Here is a 21,066-nt window from a genome sequence, read left to right as displayed (position 1 = left end):
TTGAGAGTCCTTAGTGCGAGACCGGCAAGGTGCCCATATCGGGGTGAATTTCGGCGGCCATAAGGCCTTTGTCGCCGCGCCCGAAGCGGACCAGAACGACCTGACCGGGCCTCAGTTCGGTGATGCCGTAACGGCGCAGCGTCTCCATGTGGACGAAGATGTCCTCGGTGCCCTCGCCCCTGGTCAGGAAGCCGAAGCCCTTGGTGCGGTTGAACCACTTCACCAACGCCCGCTCGAGCCCGCTCTCCGCCGTCACCGTGACATGCGTGCGCTGCTCCTGCTCCGCCGGATGAACCGCCGTCGAGGCATCCATGGAAAGAACGCGGAAAGCCTGCAGGCCGCGATCGCCCTGCTTGACGAGGCAGACGACGCGCGCGCCTTCCAGCGCGGTCTGGAAGCCGTCCCTTCGAAGACAAGTCACATGGAGGAGAATATCACCCGAGACGCCGTCGTCCGGAAGAATGAAGCCGTAGCCCTTTGCCACGTCGAACCATTTGATAGCGCCGGCGATTTCGACAAGCTCGGCGGTCTCGCCGCCACTGTCTCGCGTCAAGGCGTCGTCAAGGCTTCCGTCCCGCCTCATGAAAGAGGCTTTTTCCCCCATAAGAATGCCCCCTTTTCCAACTGCAACCACAACTGATTCTTGCCAAGAGATTAACACCGCGGCTTCCGGGGTGTGCAAGACCTGACGTGCCTTTTTTCACTGTTGAACACCGGAAAGCCGCAATTGTTGTTTGCCGGCGCTGCCGGATACGCAATAGCACGGCCTGAAATCGGCCGCTTCGTCCGTTTTGTCGGACGATTGCCCTTTGGCGGAGCGGCTCCTATGGTGCGCCGCAACGCAACGCATCGAGGAAACCGATATGCGCTATCTCCACACCATGGTCCGCATCGCCGACATCGATCGATCGCTCGATTTCTACTGCAACAAGCTCGGCCTCAAGGAAGTGCGTCGCTACGAGAACGAGCAGGGGCGCTACACGCTGATCTTCCTCGCTGCGTCGGAAGACGAGCAGAGCGGCATCTCCGAGAAGGCGCCGCTGGTCGAGCTGACCTACAATTGGGATCCGGAAGACTATAAGGGCGGCCGCAATTTCGGCCACCTCGCCTATGAGGTCGACGACATCTACGCCACCTGTCAGAAGCTGATGGACAACGGCGTGACCATCAATCGGCCGCCACGCGACGGCAACATGGCCTTCATTCGCTCGCCGGACGGCATCTCGATCGAGCTCTTGCAGAAAGGCCCGGCAAAGGCCAAGGCCGAGCCGTGGGCTTCGATGCAGAACACGGGAAGCTGGTAGGCCGCTCGCTCTAATTTGACCGGCAATCTTATGGCGTTCGGCAGGAGGCTGCCTATCTATCTGGTTATGGCGCCAGCCTGGAGGGGTTGGCGTTTTTCTTGATCCGCCAGGAGAATTTCATGCCGACCAGCCGCGCCGACGTCGCCACCGAACACGCCAGCCGCTATCTGCAGCAGCTTTGCAAGCATTGGGCGCACAAGTTCCCGGTCGAGTTCGATCCGCATCACGGCGCGATCCAGCTTTCGCTCGGCCGCACCGTCATGGATGCCGACGACAAGGCTCTGCATATTGCGGTCGCCGCCGACGACGCTGCCGCGCTCGAGCGGCTGGAAACCGTCGTCGCCGACCACATCAAGCGCTTCGCCTTCCGCGAAGAGTTGACCTTCGACTGGCAGAAGGCCGCCTGAAGGTTCGAATTTCAGCCGCCGGCCTTGCCCGCCATGTCGAGCAGGGCAAGCACGCTGCGCCAGTTGCGCGCCGTGCCCGGCACCTTGAGCGTTCGCGGTATGAGGTTGGCGAACACCGACTTGCCGAGTCCGTCCGGCGCATGGAGGTAAAGCGCGTCTTCCTTGATCTCGAAGCGCTCCGGGCCGGTGCACTTTTCCGCAAGCCGCTTGGTCTCTTCCGCGGTCGGCTCGCACTCCAGCGCATAGGCATGCAGCTTGGTCGGCTCGCCGGCAACCTCCGGATAGGGATTGTCCTTCACCAGCCGCTCGAACCAGCCGGCATCGCGCACCATGATGCGGGAGTTAAAGCCCCACTTCTTCTCGAAGGCCGCTTCAAGCTGCTTCGTCAGCCAGGCTGCATCGCCCTTCTTTGCCCGAAACACCACATTGCCGCTTTGCACATAGGTCGCGACATCGGTGAAGCCTAACTCCTCGAAGAACGACCTCAGTTCCGCCATCTTGACGATGCGGTTGCCGCCGACATTGATGCCGGAAAACAGCGCGACGAAGACCGTCCCTTTTTCGCTCCTTTTTGGCCCGCTCATATGATGAACCCCGCCAGCGTCTCGTTGTCGGTGATGTCCTGATACTGCACGCCCTCGGCGTCGAAATTTGCTTTCAGGAGATCGAAATTGCGCCGGTCCTTGGTCTCGATGCCGATCAGCACCGAGCCGAAATTGCGCGCCGACTTCTTGAGGTATTCGAAGCGCGCGATGTCGTCGTCCGGGCCGAGCATTTCGAGGAAATCGCGCAGCGCGCCCGGCCGCTGCGGGAAGCGGATAACAAAATACTTCTTCAGACCCTCGAAGCGCAGCGCGCGCTCCTTCACGTCCGGCAGGCGCTCGAAATCGAAATTGCCGCCGGAGACGACGGCGACAATGGTCTTGCCCCTGATCTCCTTGCGCGAAAAATCCTTGAGCGCGTCGATGGCCAGCGCGCCGGCCGGCTCCAGCACCACGCCCTCGACATTGAGCATCTCGATCATCGTCGCGCATAGCCGGTTTTCCGGGACGAGGCGTACCGTATCGGCGGTGAATTCTTTGAGATGGCGCAGCGGCTCACGGCCGATCTCGGCCACCGCGGCGCCGTCGACGAAATTGTCGACTTTGGCGAGCTTGACCCGCTTGCCGCTGGCGAGACTTTCGCTGAGGCTCGGCGCGCCCGCCGGCTCGCAGAACACGAAGCGCGTGTCGCGGTGCTGATCGGCGAAATAGTGCGTCACCCCGGCGGCCAGGCCGCCGCCGCCCACCGGCAGCATGACGATGTCGGGAACGCGCCCGCCTGGCACCTGGGCCGCGATCTCATAGGCGACCGTCGCCTGGCCCTCGATGATGTCCTTGTGGTCGAAGGGCGGCACCATATGCGCGCTGGCGGTCTCGGTGAATTCAAAGGCGGCGCGGTAGCAATCGTCGAAGAAGTCACCGACCAGCCTGATCTCGACGAAATCGCCGCCGAACAGCCGCGTCTTGTCGATCTTCTGCTGCGGCGTCGTCACCGGCATGAACACGACGCCCTTCTTGCCAAAGTGGCGGCAGACGAAGGCGAAGCCCTGCGCATGATTGCCGGCCGAGGCGCAGACGAACAACTCGGCATTGTTGCCGGCGGCGAGCGCCTTGCGGAAGAAATTGAAGGCGCCCCTGATCTTGTATGAGCGAACCGGCGTCAGATCCTCGCGCTTTAGAAGAATGCGGGCGCCGGTCTTCTTCGACAGATAGTCGTTCTCCTGCAGCGGCGTTTCCGGAAATATCCCACGGATCGCCTCGGCAGCGGCGACGACGCGGGAAGAAAAACTGTTCATAAGGCAACCGCCCTCGGATTGCATGGCGCGAAACGCTGCCTATCGCACAAATCGACGCCTGCGGCCACCGATGCGGCGGCGCGGCATATCCTGGCTTTCGCGCAACAGTGCCAAGGCCGTCGTCAACCGCTGAGCAAGTTTCCGCTGGACACGACTTACTTCCGCCGCACTTCGCCTGTCCGGGAGGTTTCGCGGAGGTGGATGGCCAATTGCGGCCGGAGTGGATTTGTTCGACGTGCATGTGAAGACGCTTTTGATCATTGCCTTGGCACTGTTGACGGCAGGCTGCGCGGGGCGCCAGACGCAGGAGATCCTCGGCAGCGTCGTCGTGCCGACGACCGCGACCGAGATCGCCGGCAACCATTCGATCTTCATCACCACCACACGCAAGCGCTCCGACGACCCGAACAAGGTCTTCGACGGCGAGCGTTCGGCGACACTGAACTATGCCCGCGTCAACGTCACCGTGCCGCCGGTCCACCAGACCGGCCAGATCGAGCGGCGCTCGCGCGGCAAGTCCAACGACCCGACCAAATATTTCATGGCCTCCGAGGTTGTCGGCTACGACACCCAGCCGAAATTCGCCAGCGCGCTCAACGCCGATATCGACGCCCGCGGCGGCCGCGTCATGGTCTTCGTCCACGGTTACAACACCGGCTTCGACGATGCTGTCTACCGGCTGACCCAGATCGTCCACGATTCCGGCTATCCCGGCACGCCGGTGCTGTTTTCCTGGGCTTCGGGAGCCAAGACGACGGACTATGTCTATGACAAGGAAAGCGCTGCCGCCGCCCGCGACCAGCTGGAGGTGACGCTGAGAATGCTCGCGCAAACCGGTGCGCGGCGTATCGACATCGTCGCGCATTCGATGGGAACCTGGGTGACGATGGAAACGCTGCGTCAGCTCGCCATCACCGGCGACCGCGATCTCAGCGGCAAGCTCGGCGACGTCGTTCTGGCCTCGCCCGACATTGATGTCGACGTCTTCAAGAGCCAGATGCGCCGCTACGGCAAGCCCGACAAGCCCTTCATCCTGCTGCTGTCGGACGACGACCGGGCGCTGAGGCTCTCCGGCCTGATTGCCGGTTCGCGGCCGCGCGTAGGCGACTATAGGGACGCGGCCGATCTCGCTTCCTATGGCGTCACAGTGGTCGACCTCTCCAAGGAGAAGGGCAGCGACAGCTTCAACCACACCAAATTCGCCGACAACCCGGTGCTGGTGAAGATGATCGGTCAGCGGCTGCGCGAGGACGACGGTTTTGCCAGCGATCGCGACGTCACCGACCGCATCAGCCAGCTCGCCACCCAGTAACCGTGTCGACGTGGTTGCTGCCCTGCATCGACTTTGAACTGGACCGGGCCGCCCTCTGGCTTTATCGAAGTAGCCGGAGAGGTTTGCCGCCCTTGGGGGACCCCGGGTGATCGTGCGTTCGAAGATCGTCCTTGGCCTTGCCTTTGCGCTCGCCCTGACGGGCTGCGCCGGCGGAAATACGCATGATCTTCTGAACAGGAAGACGGTTGCGGTACCGGCATCCGATATTGCCGCCACCCATGAAATCTTCGTCGCCACGACCCGCCAGCAGGCGACCAAGGATCCGCGGCAGGTGTTCGACGGCGACCGTTCGCTGACCACCAGCTACGCCCGTGTCGATGTCACGGTTCCAAAAATCCACCAGGTCGGCGCGATCGAGCGCGCAAAGGGATCGGCCGACAGCAATCCGGCCAAGCAGTTCACCGCGACCGACGTCGTCCACTATGGAGACGCCTCGCAATTCGCCAAGGCGGTCGGCGCCGACATCTCCATGCGCGGCGACCGCGCCCTGGTGTTCGTGCACGGCTTCAACAACGGCTTCGACGACGGTGTCTATCGTCTGACGCAGATCGCTCACGACACGAACTACCCCGGCACGCCGGTCCTGTTCTCCTGGGCCTCGAGCGGCAAGACGACCGGCTACATCTATGACAAGGACAGCTCCACCGCCGCGCGCGACGATCTCGAGGCGACGCTGAGGATGCTTGCCAAATCGCGCGCCAAAAGCATCGACATCATCGCCCATTCGATGGGCACCTGGCTGACGATGGAAGCGCTGCGGCAGCTCGCCATCACCGGCGACCGCGATCTCAACGGCAAGCTCGGCTATGTCATCCTCGCCTCGCCCGACATCGACGTCGACGTGTTCAAGAAGCAGATGATCCGCTACGGCAAGCCCGACAAGCCGTTCGCCATCCTGCTCTCGGGCGATGACCGGGCGTTGAAGCTGTCCAGCTTCATCTCCGGCGACAAGCCGCGCGTCGGCGACTACGGCAACGCGGCCGATCTCGCAAGCTACGGCGTGGTCGTAGCGGATCTGACCAACACCAAAGGCGGCGACCGTTTGAACCATGCCAAATTCGCCGACAACCCGGTCCTGGTGCAATTGCTTGGCGACCGGCTGCGCACGCCGGCCGCCCTGCGGGCGGACGAATCGCAGGGAGCCGGATTGGACAATATCGGCCAAGGTCTCGGCAAGGCCGTGGGATCGGTCGCCGAGGTGGTCATCACCACGCCGTTCAAGGTGCTGACCATTGCCACCGGCGGCGAGTGATCAGCCAGCGTCGCTCACACAAACAGCTCGACCTTCTGGAACGTCGTCACGTCGACCAAACCGACGTCCGAGATTCTGAGTTCCGGAATGACCACCAGCGCCAGCAGCGAATGCTGCATATAGGCGTTGTTGAGCGAACAGCCGACCTTGCGCATTGCTTCCGTCAGTTGCTCGGCCTTGGCGGCGACGATCTCGGCGCGCTCGTCCGACATCAGCCCGGCGATCGGCATTTCGACCAGCGCCAGTTCCTTGCCCCTGGAGTAGAGCACGACGCCGCCCCCAACCTCGCCCAGCCGGTTGACGGCCAAAGCCATGTCTTCCTTGTTGGTGCCGACGACGATGATGTGGTGCGCGTCATGCGCCACGCTGGAGGCCATCGCGCAATCTTCCATGTAGCCGAAGCCGGAGACGAAGGCGTTGGTGACGCCGCCGGTGCCCCTGTGGCGTTCCACCAGGGCGATCTGGCAGATGTCGTTGCGGCGGTCCATGGCAACCAGGCCGTCCTCGACCGCCAGATCGGCCTCGAGCGCCCGCGTCGGCGCCTGGTTCTCGATCACGCCGATCACCCGCGCCCGCACCTCGTTGGCGCCCTGGGGCGCGGCGATGTCGAAATCCGCGGCCTCGAGCTTCTTGCCGAGCTTGACCGTGTTCTTCGCCGTTGGCGGATAGTCATAGGCCGGGATGTCGATTTCGAGCTTGCCGGCCTTCGCCAGCCTGGCTCCGCGGCCGTAGACCTCGTCTATGGTCATCTGGGCGAGATCGGAAACGATCAAAAGGTCGGCCAGCCGCCCCGGCGCGATCGAGCCGATCTCGCGCTCCAGCCCAAAATGCTGGGCGGTGTTGAGCGTCGCCATCTGGATCGCCGTCACCGGCTTCAGGCCCTGGCTGATGGCGTGCCGCACCACGCGGTCCATATGGCCTTCATGCACAAGCGTGCCGGAATGGCTGTCGTCGGTGCACAGGATGAAGTTGCGCGGATCGATGCCGCCTTCGGTCACCGCCTTGATCTGCGCCGCGACGTCGTACCAGGCCGAGCCTAGCCGCAGCATTGCCTTCATGCCCTGGCGCACCCTGGCGATCGCATCTTCGGCGCGCGTCCCTTCATGGTCGTCCTCGGCGCCGCCGGCGACATAGCCGTGGAACGGCAGGCCGAGATCGCGCGAGGCATAGTGACCGCCGACCGTCTTGCCCGCCTTGACCGTCTCGGCGATCTCGCCCGACATCACCGGATCGTTGGCGGCGACACCTGGAAAATTCATCACCTCGCCGAGACCGATGATGTTCTCCCAGGTCATCGCCTCGGCGACGTCGGCGACCGTAAGCTCGGCGCCGGCATGCTCCAGTCCCGGCGCCGACGGCACGCAGGACGGCATCTGGACATGCACGTTGATCGGCATCGCGACGGCCTCGTCATGCATCAGGCGAACGCCCGGCAGACCCAGCACATTGGCGATCTCATGCGGATCGATGAACATCGAGGTGGTGCCGTGCGGGATCACCGCGCGGCAGAATTCCGTCACCGTCACCATGCCGCTCTCGACATGCATGTGGGCGTCGCAGAGGCCAGGCACCAGATAGCGTCCGCCGGCATCGACCACCTTGGTCCCCTGCCCGATGGCGTGGCCGGCATTCGGCCCGCAATAAGCGAAGCGTCCGGCGGTAATCGCAATGTCGGTGCCGGGAATAATCTCGCCCGAATGGACATTCACCCAGCGCCCGTTGCGGATCACCAGATCGGCCTGCTTGCGCCCCATCGCGACGTCGACCAGATGCGTCGCCACCTCGGTCCAGGGCTTTGGTTTCATCTTGTTCGCGCTTCCCGCCATGACGGACTCCTGTTTGCCCGACTGTGCCAAGCGGGCGCGGTTTTGACCAGTTGGCAAAACTGGTTTGTTTTTAAGGCAGATATCTCCTCCGGCAGGGCGAAAATCGCCTAAACTGGAGGCTCTGGCCACCGTTCGGGGCGCGGAAGAGATGGCACAAACGATCCGGTTCGCAATTTTCGCGCTGTCGGCATGTTGCGCCGGCCTGGCCTTCCTCACCTTGCACTCGTTCTGGGCATGGGCCGCGCCGATCACCATTGTCATCGCCGGCTCGTTGCTTGCCGAATATGCTTTCGGTCGGCTGGCCCCGCCCGAAGAAAAACAGCACGACCTGGAAGACCGCGTCCGCAACCCACCGACGTAAACCACTGTTGCAGACATGCAATTCCGTTTTGCGGCGAAAAACGCTAGGTTGCACCGAGGAGTCATTCGAAACCGCCATTCGGAGCGCTCTATGCACCGCCTGACGCTTGCCAGTGCCGGCTTTTTCGCCCTGTTGTCCGGGCCGGCTTTGGCCGCGGACCTAGGTACCGATTTGCCGATGACCGCGCCCGGCTTCGACTGGACAGGCTACTATGCCGGCCTCCAGGCCGGCTATGGCTGGGGTTCTTCCGACATCTCCGGCACGGAAGGCGAGCCGTTCGCCGCTTCGCCCGATCTCGACGGCGGCTTTGTCGGCGGCCATGTCGCCGGCCTATGGCAGTTCAACCAGGCGGTGATCGGCGCGCGGGCCGAGCTCAACTATTCCGCGATCGACGGCTCGGCCCTGCTCGAACCCGGAAATTCCGTCGGCACCGACATCAAATGGCTCGGATCGATCAATGCCGAGGCCGGCCTGGCGGTCGACCGCTGGCTGATCTACGGCGTCGGCGGCGTCGCCTTCGCCGGTATCGAGACCTCGCAAGATGCCGGGACCAGCTTCGCCAAGACACGCACCGGCACCGGTTGGACGATCGGCGCCGGGGTCGACTATGCGCTGAGCAACAACATCGTCGTCGGTGCGCAATACCGCTACTACGATTTCGGCAAGGAGCATTTCGACGTCCCGGACGACTTCTCCGACCGCGACCAGGACGTGAAGCTGCACACGCTGGGCGTGAACTTCAGCTATAAGTTCTGAGAGGAATTAAGGCCGGCGGCCCGCAGGGGGCGGGGGAATGGGTAGGGCCTGATGGACGCCGGCCTCGGCGGATCAAATCTGCCGCGAGAACAACCTTAACGTCCGACGCGGAATCCGTAATTCCGCGATCGCGCCACTAGCCGATCCATCGCTGGGTGCCGAAGCGAAAAAAGCAGCCCAACGCCGCCAATTGTGCGCTGTCGTTCTCCTGGATGACCGCACGCCCCTAAACATGGCTTGACGGCTGCCGGCTGGCATCTGAAAAGGGCTCGCCTGCGGACGTGGCGGAATTGGTAGACGCAAGGGACTTAAAATCCCTCGATCTCTGATCGTACGGGTTCGATTCCCGTCGTCCGCACCACATTGAAATTGCTTGCACATGTGGGTAGCCAGATCGCTCATTTGCTCGGGCATTCGCTTTACAAGGCCGGCCCCGGATGCATCGTCAGGCCTCAAAGCCACTTGCACACCGTGCCCGGCGAGTCTTCTTTCAGCAACCGCTAAGAACTGGTGCGAAGACGCCAGTCGATGGGGATTCACATCCGCCTTGTTCCGATCTAGAATCTGGGAATGGAACACGCGCTTGATGAACTCGCCCGTATCCTGAGAACCCCGCAGACCACGCTGCGGGAGCGCTACGGCGCAATCGTGCTGCGCCTAGTTGAAAGCCTCGCCACCGGGCTTGCGATCGGCATAGGCTTCGCCATCGTCCACGCTTTAGCTGGCTAGAGCCAACTGGCCGCAACCACGCGGATGACAGTTCCGCTGCAGCTCAGCCGACGATCGGGTTCAATTTCAGATGCTGGATCAGGATGATGGTCTTGGCGTCGACGATACGGCCGTCGGCAATGCCGGCCAGCGCCTCGTCGAGCGGCATCTCCAGGACCTCGATGTCCTCTCCCTCTTCCGGCGCCCCGCCGCCGTCGGAGATGCGGTCGGCCGGCGAGTAGCGCGCGGTGAAGAACCAGAGCCGTTCCGTAACGCTACCGGGGCTCATATAGGGCGCGAACAGCCGCTCGACGTCCTTCAGCCGGTAGCCGAGCTCCTCTTCCGCTTCCTTGCGGATGCAGGTTTCCGGATCGTTTTCGTCGAGCAGGCCGGCGCAGGCCTCGATCAGCGGCTCGCGATGGCCGGTGACATAGGCTGGATAGCGGAACTGCCGCACCAGGAGCACCGTCGAGCGCTGCGGATCGAAGGGCAGGATGACCGCGCCGTCGCCGCGGTCGTAGGTCTGGCGGGTCTGCGTTTCCCAGCGCCCATCGCGGCGGCGATAGTCGAGCACCGTCTTCTTCAGCACCGCCCAGTCGTCGGACAGGACTTCCTCAGAGCGGATACGGACGCGATCTTCCATGGCGGACTCCGTGCTGTCGGCGGCAAAGGGTTAGCCGCGAAGCTTCGCCTGCGCAATCCTGGAAACCGACTGGTCCAGCAGGACTTTCACCGGCTCGTGTCTGGCGCGAAGCCCCGCGGCTGCCTAGATAGCGATATCTCTCCCAGGAGCCCGTTTCATGACATCTTCGCTTTTCCAGCCGATCACCCTCGGCGGCCTCACCTTTCCCAACCGCATCGCTGTGGCGCCGATGTGCCAGTATTCGGCCGAGGACGGTTCCGCCAGCGACTGGCATCTCCACCATTGGATGAACCTGGCCATGTCCGGCGCGGGCATGGTGACCGTCGAGATGACTGACGTCGAACGGCGCGGCCGCATCTCGCATGGCTGCCTTGGCCTCTACTCCGAGGACAACGAGGCGGCGGCCAAGCGCACGCTCGATGCAGCCAGGCGCGTCGCCGCGCCCGACACCAAATTCGGCGTCCAGCTCGCCCATGCCGGCCGCAAGGCCTCTTGCCAGCGCCCATGGGAAGGCGGCGGGCCGCTGAAGCCGGACCAGGATCCCTGGCCGATCGTGTCGGCCTCGGCGATTGCCTACGACACGGGCTGGCAGGCGCCGCATGCGCTGGAGGAGGACGAGATCCAGCAAGTCATCCAACGTTTCGCAGAGGCGGCCAAGCGAGCCGAGCGCGCCGGCTTCGACTTCATCGAGCTGCACGCCGCGCACGGCTATCTGATCTTCCAATTCCTGTCGCCGCTTTCCAACCGGCGCACCGACCGCTGGGGCGGCTCGCTGGAAAACCGCATGCGCTTCGCCGTCGAGATCGCCAGGGCGGTCAAGAAGGCCGTTCCGAACCTGATGCTCGGCGCGCGCCTTTCGGTGAAGGAATGGGTCGATGGCGGCTTCGATGTCGAAGAGGCAATCGAAGTGGCCAAGGCGCTGAAGGCGGAAGGCGTCGCTTATCTCTGCTGTTCCAGCGGCGGCAATTCGCCATTGCAGAAGCTGCCCAGCGGTCCCGGCTATCAGGTGCATCTGGCCGAAGCCGTGCGCAACGGCGCCGGCATTCCGACACGCGCGGTGGGGCTGATCGACGATCCGAAGCAGGCCGAGGCGATTTTGGCCGACGGCCGCGCCGACATGGTCGCGCTGGCGCGTGCCTTCCTTGCCGATCCGCGCTGGGGCTGGCGTGCGGCGGCGACGTTCGGCGAGCAAATCCGGCCGGCGCCGCAGCTGGCGCGTTCGGTGACGACGATGCAGCATTGGATGAAGGCGGCCGGCTGAACGGCTGTCTGTGCTGGTGACGCAGGGGCTGAGACCTTTGGGCGCAGGCCTGCCGCCACGATTGCAACCAAATTGGCCGCTTTGCGTTGGCGGCCATGACAGACAGCAAGCCGTTTGAAAAGCCGGTGGTGGTCGAACTCGGCCATGTCGGCAAATATCGCCAAATAAGCAGCACCCGCGAAGCCGCCGAGTGCCTGATGACCGTTTGGCCGCTCAATCGCGGTCAGCGGCATCGTGATGCTCTCGACACTTGCCTCCAGGCGCTGGAGGGGTATCGTTCGACGGCGGACGCACGCCGTGCCTTGATCGAGGCAGCCGAGGAATCCGAAGTGCTGGTTCCCGAAGACAGGTTGCCTGACGGAAAGCTGCATTGAGCTAGCGGGAGTGTCTCAACCGGAGGATTCCATGGCGAAACTGACTTATAAGATCGTCGAGCATGACGGCGGGTGGGCCTATAAGGTCGGCTCGACTTATTCTGAAACATTTCCCACGCATCAGGATGCGTTGCGCGCCGCCGAAATTGCTTCGGCCGAACAGCAGGTCGCCGGAAACACGGACGGTATCCAGTATGAGGATTCCGAGGGCGTCTGGCATGACGAACTGGCCGACGGCCGCGATCGCCCACAGACCGAAGTTTCGGATTAATGACCGAAGTCTCGGATTAATTCTGCCGCATCATTCCCGCGCCGCGGCCGACGAAGTCCCAACCTTCATGCATGTCGCCGCAGCGGTTTTGGGAGAACGACATGCAAACAAGGACTTAAAGCGTGTCGCCTGAATCCGTTTCAGGGTGACGCGCTTTGACGTCGGCCGCCCGCCGGCACATGGTTTACTTACCGCAATACTGGTCGTTGACGTTCGGACCGGCATTTGCGTCAGGGCCGGCCGTATCCGAAGCGCATGGACCGACGGCCCCATTACCAAAGCTGTTGAGCCCTCTGACATCGCGATCCGAATAGATGCTGCCGGTGGTGTAGGGGTCGACCGGGGCTTCCTCGCTGTAGACCGGGCGGTCACGGTGCCACCACCACCACGCATCGGACGACTGCGCCATAGCCGAGGTGCCCATTGCCAGCATGAGCGCCGAAGCTGCAAGAATTTTCGTAAGCATGGGAGTCTCCATTGTGTCGATCGCCGAAGTATTGACGGCGACGCGAATGAAACCCTGGGTTGGGCGCAAAGTTCCGAGAGAAAATCGGCGAAGGGCAAGATGCGCGACACGTTTGTGTGACTGTGCCGTGAGCCGCCGGAACATTCGACTTGGCTGAAATTCAGGTGGGGCGCGCCTTACCCGCGACCGCCTCTGCCACAAGAGCCCTGCCCTGCTTGCGCATTGCGGCCGGCTGCCCGCCGCGTTATCTCAGGCGACCTGCAGCCGGAGTGAGCCATGCCTGAAATCGTCACCGCCGCCATGCTCGTCATCGGCGACGAGATCCTCTCCGGCAGGACCAAGGACAAGAACATCGGCCATCTCGCCGACATCATGACGGCGATCGGCATCGATCTTAAGGAAGTGCGCATCGTTCCCGACGAGGAGGACGAGATCGCCGCCGCCGTGAACGCCCTGCGTACCCGCTACACTTACCTCTTCACCACCGGCGGCATCGGCCCGACGCATGACGACATCACCGCGGATTCGATAGCCAGGGCCTTCGGCGTGCCTTGCGAATACGATGCCAAGGCCTATGCCATGCTCGAAGCAAGCTATGCTGAGCGCGGCATCGAATTCACCGAAGCGCGCAAGCGCATGGCGCGCATGCCGCGCGGCGCCGACCACATCGACAACCCGGTATCGATCGCGCCCGGCTTCCGCATCGGCAACGTTCACGTGATGGCCGGCGTGCCGTCGATTTTCCAGGCGATGCTCGATAATGTCGTGCCGACGCTGAAGGCGGGCACCAAGATGCTGTCGGCCACGGTGCACTGCCCGTTTGGCGAAGGCCTGATCGGCGGGCCGCTGGCAGACATCCAGAGGGCGCATCCCGACACCATCATCGGCTCCTACCCGAAATATGGCGACGGCAAGTTCTGGACCGAGCTTGTGGTCCGCGCCCGCCGCGAAGAGGCTCTCGAGGTCGCGCGCAAGGACGTGGAGGCCATGGTGGCAGGCTTGTCGGCCGCAAGCTGATCCCCGGAACCAGAAAGGGTACACTGACGTTTCTGGCACAGCACTTTCGTGCCAACCATTGAGGGGGACGTCATGCGCTTCAAGACAATCGTCGCCATTCTGCAGAACGAACAGGACGCCGAGCGGGTGCTCGACTGCGCCATTCCGCTCGCCGAGCGGTTCGAGAGCCATCTCGTCGGCATCCACGCGGAGGCGCTTCCGGTCCCTTACACGTCGGCCACCGGTTTCCCCGATACGGAATTCCTCCAGGTCTCGGCCGAGATGAACAAGGAGCGCGCCGACAAGCTGCAGGCTGTCTTCTTGAGACGCATCGAGGATTCCGGCCTCTCTTTCGAGTGGCGCAGCCTGGAAAGCTTCTCCGGCGACAGCGCGCTGACCGGCATATCGAGCGTGCGGGCCGCTGACCTGATCATCGCCGCGCAGCGCGATACGGGTGGCGATCCGGGCGCCGATGTCGACACGCTGGTCTACGACGCCGGCCGGCCGGTGCTGGTCGTTCCGCATGCGGGGCCGCTCGTCACCACCTTCAGGCGCGTGCTGCTTGCCTGGAACGGCAGCAAGGAGGCGGCTCGCGCCGCGTTCGACGCCCTGCCCTTCATCAGCGAGGCGGACAAGACCGACATTCTCGTCATCGATCCGCCGGAGACACTCGACGAGGCTCCCGAGGCGGCGGGCGCCGAGATTGCGGCTGCCTTGTCCCGCCACGGCGCCAATGTCAGTGTCTCGGTGCAGAAATCGGGCGCAGCCTCCGTCGACGACATCATCCAGGATAGGATCGCCGAATCCGGCGCCGACCTGCTGGTGCTCGGCGCCTACAGCCACTCCTGGCTGCGCCAGCTTCTGTTCGGCGGTGTCACCCGCACCGTGCTGCGCAGCGCAAACATTGCGGCCTTCCTGTCGAGGTAAGCATGTCTCCCGAAAGCGGGACCAGTTTCGGGACAAAGCCATGCGTAAAATCAAAAACCTAAAGCGCACGGAGCGAATCTGAAAGATCGCGACGCGCTTTAAGTCCACAGCCATCGCTGCTGGCACCTTGCCAAGACTGGCGCTTTCCGGCTAATTCCGCCTGCATTCCATCGTGTCTGCGCGCTGCGGCGCGCGCTTGCGGAGTGCGCGAACCATGTCCCTTCCCGAAAAAGCCTTCCCGGTCTCCTGGGACCAGTTCCACCGCGATGCCCGCGCGCTTTCCTGGCGGCTGTCCGGCGCCAACAAGGGACAGTGGAAGGCGATCGTCTGCATCACACGCGGCGGCCTGGTGCCCGCCGCCATCATCGCGCGCGAGCTCGGCATCCGCGTCATCGAGACAGTCTGCGTCGCGTCCTACCATGACTATACCAGTCAGGGTCAGTTGCAGGTGCTGAAGGAGATCACACCTGCACTGCTTGCCGACGACGGCGCCGGCGTTCTCATCATCGACGACCTCACCGACACCGGCAAGACGGCGGGTATCGTGCGCGCCATGATGCCGAAGGCGCATTTCGCCACCGTGTATGCCAAGCCGAAAGGCCGGCCTCTGGTCGATACATTCGTCACCGAGGTCAGCCAGGACACCTGGATATACTTCCCATGGGACATGGGCTTCACCTACCAGAAGCCGATCGCCGACGATCACGCCGGCTGATTCGTTGGAAGCCGCAATTTTCGGTTCCAGCGCCCGCTGACGAGCAATGTTTGCTGCATAAATAGAGCCGTCGGGCACGATATTTCGTAAAATTAATCCGCCCGGGTCGAATTTAACCAATCCGAGTGAAGTTTTTTACTTTTATTGCCCACGATACGTCGTAAGATTCGTTTGACGGCAAACGATTCTGGAGGCTGGGGCAGCTTCTCCGATGTTGACGAGGCCAACGACGCACAACCAAATGACCGAAAGAGTCCGGCGGCTCTTCGGCACCGCGCCGTGCCGCCTGCAGGTTGCAGCCTTGCCTTGGCGCGAGAATGAGAACGGCGTCGAGATCATGCTGATCACCAGCCGCGATACCGGGCGTTGGGTGCTGCCGAAAGGCTGGCCGGAAGCCAGGGAACCGCTCTGCGAAGCCGCCGCCCGCGAAGCGGGCGAAGAAGCGGGATTGCACGGCACCGTCTCGCATCTCGACGCCGGCCGCTATTTCTACGGCAAGGTCCTGGCGTCCGGCGAGGAAGTACCTTGCGAGGTTCTGGTATTCCCGCTCAAGGTCGACCGCGTTGCCGACCGCTGGAAGGAGAAGCGCGCCCGTACCCGCAAATGGGTCGGCTCCGCGGAGGCCGTTCGCATGGTCAACGAACCTGATCTTTGCCAGATCATCGCCTATTTCTGCGCCGACCCGCATAAATTCGCCTGAGCGTGATCATATAACCACATATGCGGTCTGACGAGCGGCCCGCGTATTGCCGTGGGCGAAGATCGGTGCTTTGTTTGCTGTCGCAATGCCGATTCGGCTGGAGCAATTCCAGGAAAAGTGTGAAGCGGTTTTCCGTCCGGAACTGCGTAGAAACAAAGAGATAGAGCGATCCGGCGTTTCCGTGAAACGATGGACCGGTCCGACGGCGTCGATCGATGATGAACCCCGCGCAACCACTCGAAGAGACCTCCGGCGAACACCGGCGTGAGCACCGCCAACGCGTGCTCAAGGGCGGGACGATCATCACCGGCATCCAGAATTCCGAGGTGAGCTGCACCTTGCGGAACCAGAACGAGGGCGGCGCCGAGCTGAAGGTCGCGCCGGAATCGCGCGTCCCCGATCGTTTCCTGCTCTATGTTCCGGTCGATGGCGTGGCCTATCGGGCAGAGGTCCGCTGGCGCCGCAACGACCGCGTCGGCGTCAAGTTCACCGGCACCGAACCCAAGCCCAAACTCCATTACGGCTAACAGTCTGCTTGTTGGAACAAAGGCATCCGGCCGAGGCCGGATGCCGCTCACTTTACATGACGAGCCCCTTGGTCAGCTCGAGCGCCTGGCGCTCGAACAGCCGCCGATAGATGCCGCCATTCAGCCGGATCAGCTCGTCATGCGAGCCTTCCTCGATGATGCGGCCGCGGTCGAAGACCAGCAGCCGGTCGAGCGCACGCACGGTAGAAAGCCGGTGCGCGATGACCAATGTCGTGCGCCCGACCATCAGCCGCTCCATCGCCTTCTGGATGAGCACCTCCGATTCGGAATCGAGGCTCGATGTCGCCTCGTCGAGGATCAGGATGCGCGCATCGGCCAGGAAGGCGCGCGCGATCGCCACGCGCTGGCGCTCGCCGCCCGACAGCTTCACGCCGCGCTCGCCGACCAGGGTTCCGTAGCCCTTGGGCAGATTGGCGATGAAGTCGTGCGCGCTGGCGAGCTTCGCCGCATGCTCGATCTCGGCCTGGGTGGCGCCCGGCCTGGCATAGGCGATGTTCTCGGCCAGCGACCGGTGGAACAGGATCGGCTCCTGCTGCACGATGGCGATCTGGCTGCGCAGCGATGCCTGCTCAACCCGCGAAATGTCCTGGCCGTCGATCAGGATCCGACCCGCATTCACGTCATAGAGGCGCTGGATCAGCTTGACGAAGGTCGTCTTGCCCGATCCCGAATGCCCGACCAGTCCGATGCGCTCGCCCGCCGCTACGTCGACCGAGAAGTCGCGATAGAGCGGCAGCCGATGATTGCCGTAATGGAACGTCACCCTGTCGAAGGCGATACGGCCGTCGGTGATCCTGATAGGCTTGGCGCCTCGCCGATCCTCGATGCCGAGCGGTTCGGACTGGAAGTCGACCAGTTCCTCCATGTCGTTGATCGAGCGCTGCAGGTTGCGGATATGCGTGCCGATATCGCGCAGATAGCCCTGCAGGACGAAGAACGACGTCAGCACGAAGGCGATGTCGCCGGCACTTGCCTCGCCCCACGTCCAAAGCATGAGCGCCAGGCCGATCACCGCGGCCCGCATCAGCAGCAGCATCGCCCCTTGCGTGGTGCCGTTGAGCGTGCCGCGCATCCAGGTGCGGCCGGTGCGCAGGCGCCATTTGGCCACGACCGTGGCAAGGCGTGCCTCCTCGCGGGTCTCGGCGCCGAAACCCTTGACCACCGCGTTGCAGCTCACTGCGTCGGCCAGCGCGCCGCCGAGGCGCGTGTCCCAACTGTTGGCAAGACGTGCCGCCGGCGCGACATGGCCTAGCGACAGCATCGCGGTGATGGCAATGAAAAGCACCGAGCCGATGGCGACCACCAATCCCATCATCGGCCAGAACCAGCCGAGCAGCAGCGTCGATCCGACCAGCATCACAACCGACGGCAGCAGCGCGATCAGGATCGTGTCGTTGAGCAGGTCGAGCGCCCACATGCCGCGCGTGATCTTGCGCACGGTCGAGCCGGCGAAGCTGTTGGCATGCCAATCCGTCGAAAAGCGCTGCACGCGGTGGAAGGCGTCGGCGGCGATGTCCGACATCATCTTCAACGTCAGTTCGACGATCCATAGGAAGGCGGCGTTGCGCAGCACGACGCTGGCCAGCGCCAGCGCGATCAGGATGGAGAACGCCGTCATTGCGGCGTGCCAGGCGACCTCATCGGCGCCGGCGCTGCTGGCGACCGCATCGACCAGCCGCCCGGAGTAGAGCGGTGTCAGCACGTCGGCGAGCGTCGACAGCAGGAACGCGCCCATGATGAGCGACAGCCGCCACGGCTGCCGCCGCCAGTGGCCGAACGTAAAGCCGAGCACGCTGCGAAAGGCGCTGGCGCGCAGATCGATCTTGAAACGAGCCATGATATCATCCGGGCGCGAACGTGCCCGGTCCCGGTAAAGTCAAATTGGAAAACCCGCGGCGGCGCCTTGGCGCCTTGCAATGCGGAGGTTCAGTATGGCTGGCCGCTCGCCCGAGGCGGCGACCTGCAGCGGCGAAAGCCCCTCCTAAGTCCTGCCTTGCTCCGAAAGTGCTTCGGAGCGGCGGGGACCTAGGCCTCGCGGCCTCGCATAACGATGTCAAATCCTGCCATACGGTCCTCCCGATCGGGAATCGCGAAGAGGCTCTTATAGAGGTGGCCCACTACCTCGCCAAGGCAGGCTGTCCCCAAAACAACATCTGGTCCAAGCACTGGTACTATTTTGCAACAACGGCGGGTTGTGGCGATCCTGCAAATTCAGGCTGCGGGATTGCGTTCCAGTCGCATATAGCGCCCGTCGATCTCGAACCCGAACTTCTGATAGAGGCTGTGGGCGTCGTTGGTCGAGAGGCTCCAGTGAGACACGGTCTTCAGGTCTGGATGGTCGATGAGCGCCTGCACGAGCCGAATGCCGATGCCTTGTCCGCGATGCTCCGGCCAGATGATGACGTCGGCAAGGTAGGCAAAGACCGTATAGTCGGTGATCGCGCGGGCGAAGCCGACCTGCTTTCTATCGATATAGGCGCCGACGCAAAGTGAGTTGGCGAAGGCCCGATGATGCGCCTCATCGCTGCGCGCGCTCCCCCAATAGCTCGCCATCAACTGGTCCGAGGTCGCCCGGAAATCGATCCGTGACGGGTCAAAGCTGATTTCAACGTCAGGCGTGGGCTGGGCCGACATACTGAGATACGCTAGCCGCGATCCCGAAACCGGTTGGAGATCGGGTAGCGGCGGTCGCGGCCGAAATTCTTCCTGGTGATCTTCACGCCGGGTGCCGCCTGCCGGCGCTTGTACTCGGCGATGTAGAGCAGATGCTCGACACGGTTGACCGTTGCACGGTCATGGCCGCGCGCGACGATATCGTCGACGCTCATCTCGTTCTCGACCAGGCATTCTAGGATGTCGTCCAACACCGGATAGGGCGGCAGCGAATCCTGGTCGGTCTGGTTCTCGCGCAGTTCCGCCGACGGCGCCTTGTCGATGATGTTCTTCGGGATCACCTCGCCCGATGGCCCGAGCGCGCCGGGCGGCACATGGCTGTTGCGCCATCGCGAGAGCGCGTAGACCTGCATCTTGTAGAGGTCCTTGATCGGATTGAAGCCGCCGTTCATGTCGCCATAGAGCGTGGCGTAGCCGACCGACATCTCGCTCTTGTTGCCTGTCGTGACCACCATCGAGCCGAATTTGTTGGAGATCGCCATCAGGATCGTGCCGCGCGCCCGGCTCTGCAGGTTCTCCTCGGTGATGCCTTCCTGGGTGCCTTCGAAAAGCTGAGTGAGTGCATGCCTGAAACCTTCGACCGGCTCGAAGATCGGCACGATATCGTAGCGGCAGCCGAGCGCCCGGGCGCAGTCCTCGGCATCCTTCAGCGAGTCCTTCGACGTGTACCGATAGGGCATCATGACCGTGCGCAGCCGCTCCTCGCCGAGCGCGTCGACGGCCAATGCGGCGCAGATAGCGGAGTCGATGCCGCCGGAGAGGCCGAGCACCACGTTCTTGAAGCCGTTCTTGTTGACGTAGTCGCGCAGGCCGAGCATGCAGGCACGGTAGTCGGCCTCTTCCCGGTCGGGGATTTTCGACATCGGCCCTTCCGAGCAGACCCAGCGATCGGAATTATTTGCATTTTGCGCGCCTGCGGCGACGCGGCTTCTCTTCCAGGTGGTGACGGCGACCGCGTCCTCGAACTGGCTCATCTGGAAGGCGAGCGTCTTGTCGGCGCCGATGGCAAACGAGGCGCCGTCGAAGATCAACTCATCTTGGCCGCCAAGCTGGTTGGCATAGATTATCGGCAAACCGGTTTCGATGACCTGGCGGATGACGACCTGGTGGCGGACGTCGATCTTGGCGCGATAGTAGGGCGAGCCGTTCGGCACCAGGAGGATCTCTGCGCCGCTTTCGGCCAGCGTCTCGCAGACGGCGATGTCGCCCCAAATGTCCTCGCAGATCGGGATGCCGATGCGCACGCCGCGGAAATTCACCGGTCCCTGCAGTTCCGGCCCGGCCTGGAAGACGCGCTTCTCGTCGAACTCGCCATAGTTCGGCAGGTCGAGCTTGTAACGCTCGGCGATGATCTTGCCGCCATCGGCGAAGACGATCGAATTATGCGTGCCCGACTTGCGCTTGAGCGGTGTGCCGATGATGACGCCCGGACCGCCATCGGCCGTGTCCTTGGCGATATCTTGCGCCGCCTTTTCGCAAGCTTTCAGGAAGGCCGGCTTCAGCACCAGGTCTTCCGGCGGATAGCCGGCAAGGAAGAGCTCGGTGTAGAGCACGAGTTCGGCGCCCTGGCGGGCCGCATCCGCCCTCGCCTCGCGCGCCTTGGCGAGATTGCCGGCGACATCCCCGACAGTCGGGTTCAATTGAGCGACGGCGATGCGCAGGATGTCGGGAGCGGTCTGGGTCATGACTTGGGTTTAGCGTGGTGGAA

24 protein-coding genes and 1 tRNA gene are annotated in these 21,066 nt (G+C 63.2%); 16 read left to right on the top strand and 9 right to left on the bottom strand.

Translation table 11 applies throughout. The annotated features are described in order from the left end of the window. Positions 1–10: 10 nt before the first annotated feature. Entirely contained in the window at positions 11–583 is a 573-nt protein-coding gene (locus EJ071_RS22970; RefSeq protein WP_189521183.1) for a cold-shock protein, read from the bottom strand. A 280-nt stretch (positions 584–863) separates the two neighbouring features. Between EJ071_RS22970 and gloA the strand changes: the two genes are divergently transcribed. Continuing rightward, positions 864–1,304 (top strand): lactoylglutathione lyase, encoded by a 441-nt coding sequence (gloA, locus tag EJ071_RS22965; RefSeq protein ID WP_126099918.1) that lies wholly within the window; start codon positions 864–866, stop codon positions 1,302–1,304. A gap of 119 nt (positions 1,305–1,423) precedes the next feature. Continuing rightward, the gene (locus EJ071_RS22960; protein WP_126099917.1) at positions 1,424–1,711 is read left to right on the top strand and encodes a DUF2218 domain-containing protein; all 288 of its coding nucleotides are present in this window, start codon (positions 1,424–1,426) and stop codon (positions 1,709–1,711) included. Between the two features lie 11 nt (positions 1,712–1,722). On the opposite strand, the gene EJ071_RS22955 is transcribed toward EJ071_RS22960, so the two are convergent. Together EJ071_RS22955 and ilvA are read right to left on the bottom strand one after the other, a co-directional pair. Then, positions 1,723–2,295, bottom strand: coding sequence for a DUF1697 domain-containing protein (locus tag EJ071_RS22955; protein WP_126099916.1), 573 nt, complete (start codon positions 2,293–2,295; stop codon positions 1,723–1,725). Then, complete coding sequence (ilvA, locus tag EJ071_RS22950) at positions 2,292–3,548, bottom strand: threonine ammonia-lyase IlvA (protein WP_126099915.1); 1,257 nt, start codon at positions 3,546–3,548, stop codon at positions 2,292–2,294. Before ilvA ends, EJ071_RS22955 begins: the two co-directional genes overlap by 4 nt. A 235-nt stretch (positions 3,549–3,783) precedes the next feature. Here ilvA and EJ071_RS22945 point away from each other — a divergent pair, with 235 nt between their 5' ends. Together EJ071_RS22945 and EJ071_RS22940 are read left to right on the top strand one after the other, a co-directional pair. After that, positions 3,784–4,860: an alpha/beta hydrolase gene (locus EJ071_RS22945; protein ID WP_126102684.1), complete on the top strand. Its 1,077-nt coding sequence runs from the start codon at positions 3,784–3,786 to the stop codon at positions 4,858–4,860. A gap of 106 nt (positions 4,861–4,966) precedes the next feature. Then, positions 4,967–6,133, top strand: coding sequence for an alpha/beta hydrolase (locus EJ071_RS22940; RefSeq protein WP_126099914.1), 1,167 nt, complete (start codon positions 4,967–4,969; stop codon positions 6,131–6,133). A gap of 14 nt (positions 6,134–6,147) precedes the next feature. Here the strand turns inward: EJ071_RS22940 and ade are convergent, their stop codons facing one another. After that, complete coding sequence (gene ade / locus EJ071_RS22935) at positions 6,148–7,959, bottom strand: adenine deaminase (RefSeq protein WP_126099913.1); 1,812 nt, start codon at positions 7,957–7,959, stop codon at positions 6,148–6,150. 148 nt (positions 7,960–8,107) lie between these two features. On the opposite strand from ade, the gene EJ071_RS22930 reads away from it, so the two are divergent. The 4 genes from EJ071_RS22930 to EJ071_RS38665 all read left to right on the top strand — a co-directional run bounded on the left by EJ071_RS22930 (position 8,108) and on the right by EJ071_RS38665 (position 9,805). Next, complete coding sequence (locus tag EJ071_RS22930; protein ID WP_126099912.1) at positions 8,108–8,320, top strand: hypothetical protein; 213 nt, start codon at positions 8,108–8,110, stop codon at positions 8,318–8,320. Between the two features lie 90 nt (positions 8,321–8,410). Then, positions 8,411–9,076: an outer membrane protein gene (locus EJ071_RS22925; RefSeq protein WP_126099911.1), complete on the top strand. Its 666-nt coding sequence runs from the start codon at positions 8,411–8,413 to the stop codon at positions 9,074–9,076. A gap of 275 nt (positions 9,077–9,351) precedes the next feature. Then, positions 9,352–9,437 (top strand) — tRNA-Leu (locus tag EJ071_RS22920). A gap of 209 nt (positions 9,438–9,646) precedes the next feature. After that, positions 9,647–9,805: a hypothetical protein gene (locus EJ071_RS38665; RefSeq protein ID WP_189521181.1), complete on the top strand. Its 159-nt coding sequence runs from the start codon at positions 9,647–9,649 to the stop codon at positions 9,803–9,805. Positions 9,806–9,848: 43 nt separating this feature from the next. On the opposite strand, the gene EJ071_RS22915 is transcribed toward EJ071_RS38665, so the two are convergent. After that, positions 9,849–10,427, bottom strand: a complete 579-nt coding sequence (locus EJ071_RS22915; protein ID WP_126099910.1) for an NUDIX domain-containing protein — start codon at positions 10,425–10,427, stop codon at positions 9,849–9,851. Between the two features lie 157 nt (positions 10,428–10,584). Here EJ071_RS22915 and EJ071_RS22910 point away from each other — a divergent pair, with 157 nt between their 5' ends. The 3 genes from EJ071_RS22910 to EJ071_RS22900 all read left to right on the top strand — a co-directional run bounded on the left by EJ071_RS22910 (position 10,585) and on the right by EJ071_RS22900 (position 12,333). After that, entirely contained in the window at positions 10,585–11,688 is a 1,104-nt protein-coding gene (locus EJ071_RS22910; protein WP_126099909.1) for an NADH:flavin oxidoreductase/NADH oxidase, read from the top strand. Between the two features lie 95 nt (positions 11,689–11,783). Beyond that, a complete protein-coding gene (locus EJ071_RS22905; RefSeq protein ID WP_126099908.1) occupies positions 11,784–12,062 on the top strand; it encodes a DUF982 domain-containing protein in 279 nt (92 codons plus the stop codon). Positions 12,063–12,093: 31 nt separating this feature from the next. Next, entirely contained in the window at positions 12,094–12,333 is a 240-nt protein-coding gene (locus EJ071_RS22900; RefSeq protein WP_126099907.1) for a DUF2188 domain-containing protein, read from the top strand. A gap of 184 nt (positions 12,334–12,517) precedes the next feature. Here the strand turns inward: EJ071_RS22900 and EJ071_RS22895 are convergent, their stop codons facing one another. Continuing rightward, on the bottom strand, positions 12,518–12,799 hold the full coding sequence (locus EJ071_RS22895; RefSeq protein ID WP_126099906.1) for a hypothetical protein: 282 nt from the start codon (positions 12,797–12,799) through the stop codon (positions 12,518–12,520). Between the two features lie 276 nt (positions 12,800–13,075). Between EJ071_RS22895 and EJ071_RS22890 the strand changes: the two genes are divergently transcribed. From EJ071_RS22890 to EJ071_RS22865, 5 genes are all read left to right on the top strand, one after another. After that, complete coding sequence (locus tag EJ071_RS22890; protein WP_126099905.1) at positions 13,076–13,816, top strand: competence/damage-inducible protein A; 741 nt, start codon at positions 13,076–13,078, stop codon at positions 13,814–13,816. 72 nt (positions 13,817–13,888) lie between these two features. Then, the gene (locus EJ071_RS22885) at positions 13,889–14,722 is read left to right on the top strand and encodes a universal stress protein (protein ID WP_126099904.1); all 834 of its coding nucleotides are present in this window, start codon (positions 13,889–13,891) and stop codon (positions 14,720–14,722) included. Between the two features lie 214 nt (positions 14,723–14,936). Beyond that, positions 14,937–15,437, top strand: a complete 501-nt coding sequence (gene gpt / locus EJ071_RS22880) for a xanthine phosphoribosyltransferase (RefSeq protein WP_010909158.1) — start codon at positions 14,937–14,939, stop codon at positions 15,435–15,437. Between the two features lie 211 nt (positions 15,438–15,648). Further along, positions 15,649–16,137 carry an NUDIX hydrolase gene (locus EJ071_RS22875; RefSeq protein WP_126099903.1) on the top strand — a complete coding sequence of 163 codons (489 nt, stop codon included), beginning with the start codon at positions 15,649–15,651 and terminating at the stop codon, positions 16,135–16,137. 215 nt (positions 16,138–16,352) lie between these two features. Next, complete coding sequence (locus EJ071_RS22865) at positions 16,353–16,664, top strand: PilZ domain-containing protein (protein WP_126099901.1); 312 nt, start codon at positions 16,353–16,355, stop codon at positions 16,662–16,664. Positions 16,665–16,716: 52 nt separating this feature from the next. On the opposite strand, the gene EJ071_RS22860 is transcribed toward EJ071_RS22865, so the two are convergent. From EJ071_RS22860 to EJ071_RS22850, 3 genes are all read right to left on the bottom strand, one after another. Further along, positions 16,717–18,522, bottom strand: coding sequence for an ABC transporter ATP-binding protein (locus EJ071_RS22860; RefSeq protein WP_126099900.1), 1,806 nt, complete (start codon positions 18,520–18,522; stop codon positions 16,717–16,719). 374 nt (positions 18,523–18,896) lie between these two features. Beyond that, the gene (locus tag EJ071_RS22855; protein WP_126099899.1) at positions 18,897–19,319 is read right to left on the bottom strand and encodes a GNAT family N-acetyltransferase; all 423 of its coding nucleotides are present in this window, start codon (positions 19,317–19,319) and stop codon (positions 18,897–18,899) included. An 11-nt stretch (positions 19,320–19,330) separates the two neighbouring features. Then, entirely contained in the window at positions 19,331–21,043 is a 1,713-nt protein-coding gene (locus EJ071_RS22850) for an NAD+ synthase (RefSeq protein ID WP_126099898.1), read from the bottom strand. Positions 21,044–21,066: the final 23 nt, after the last annotated feature.

Source organism: Mesorhizobium sp. M1B.F.Ca.ET.045.04.1.1 (assembly GCF_003952465.1).
GTDB classification, from domain to species: domain Bacteria; phylum Pseudomonadota; class Alphaproteobacteria; order Rhizobiales; family Rhizobiaceae; genus Mesorhizobium; species Mesorhizobium shonense.
Note: the sequence above shows the minus strand (reverse complement) of the source record. Positions and strands in the feature narration are given on the sequence as shown.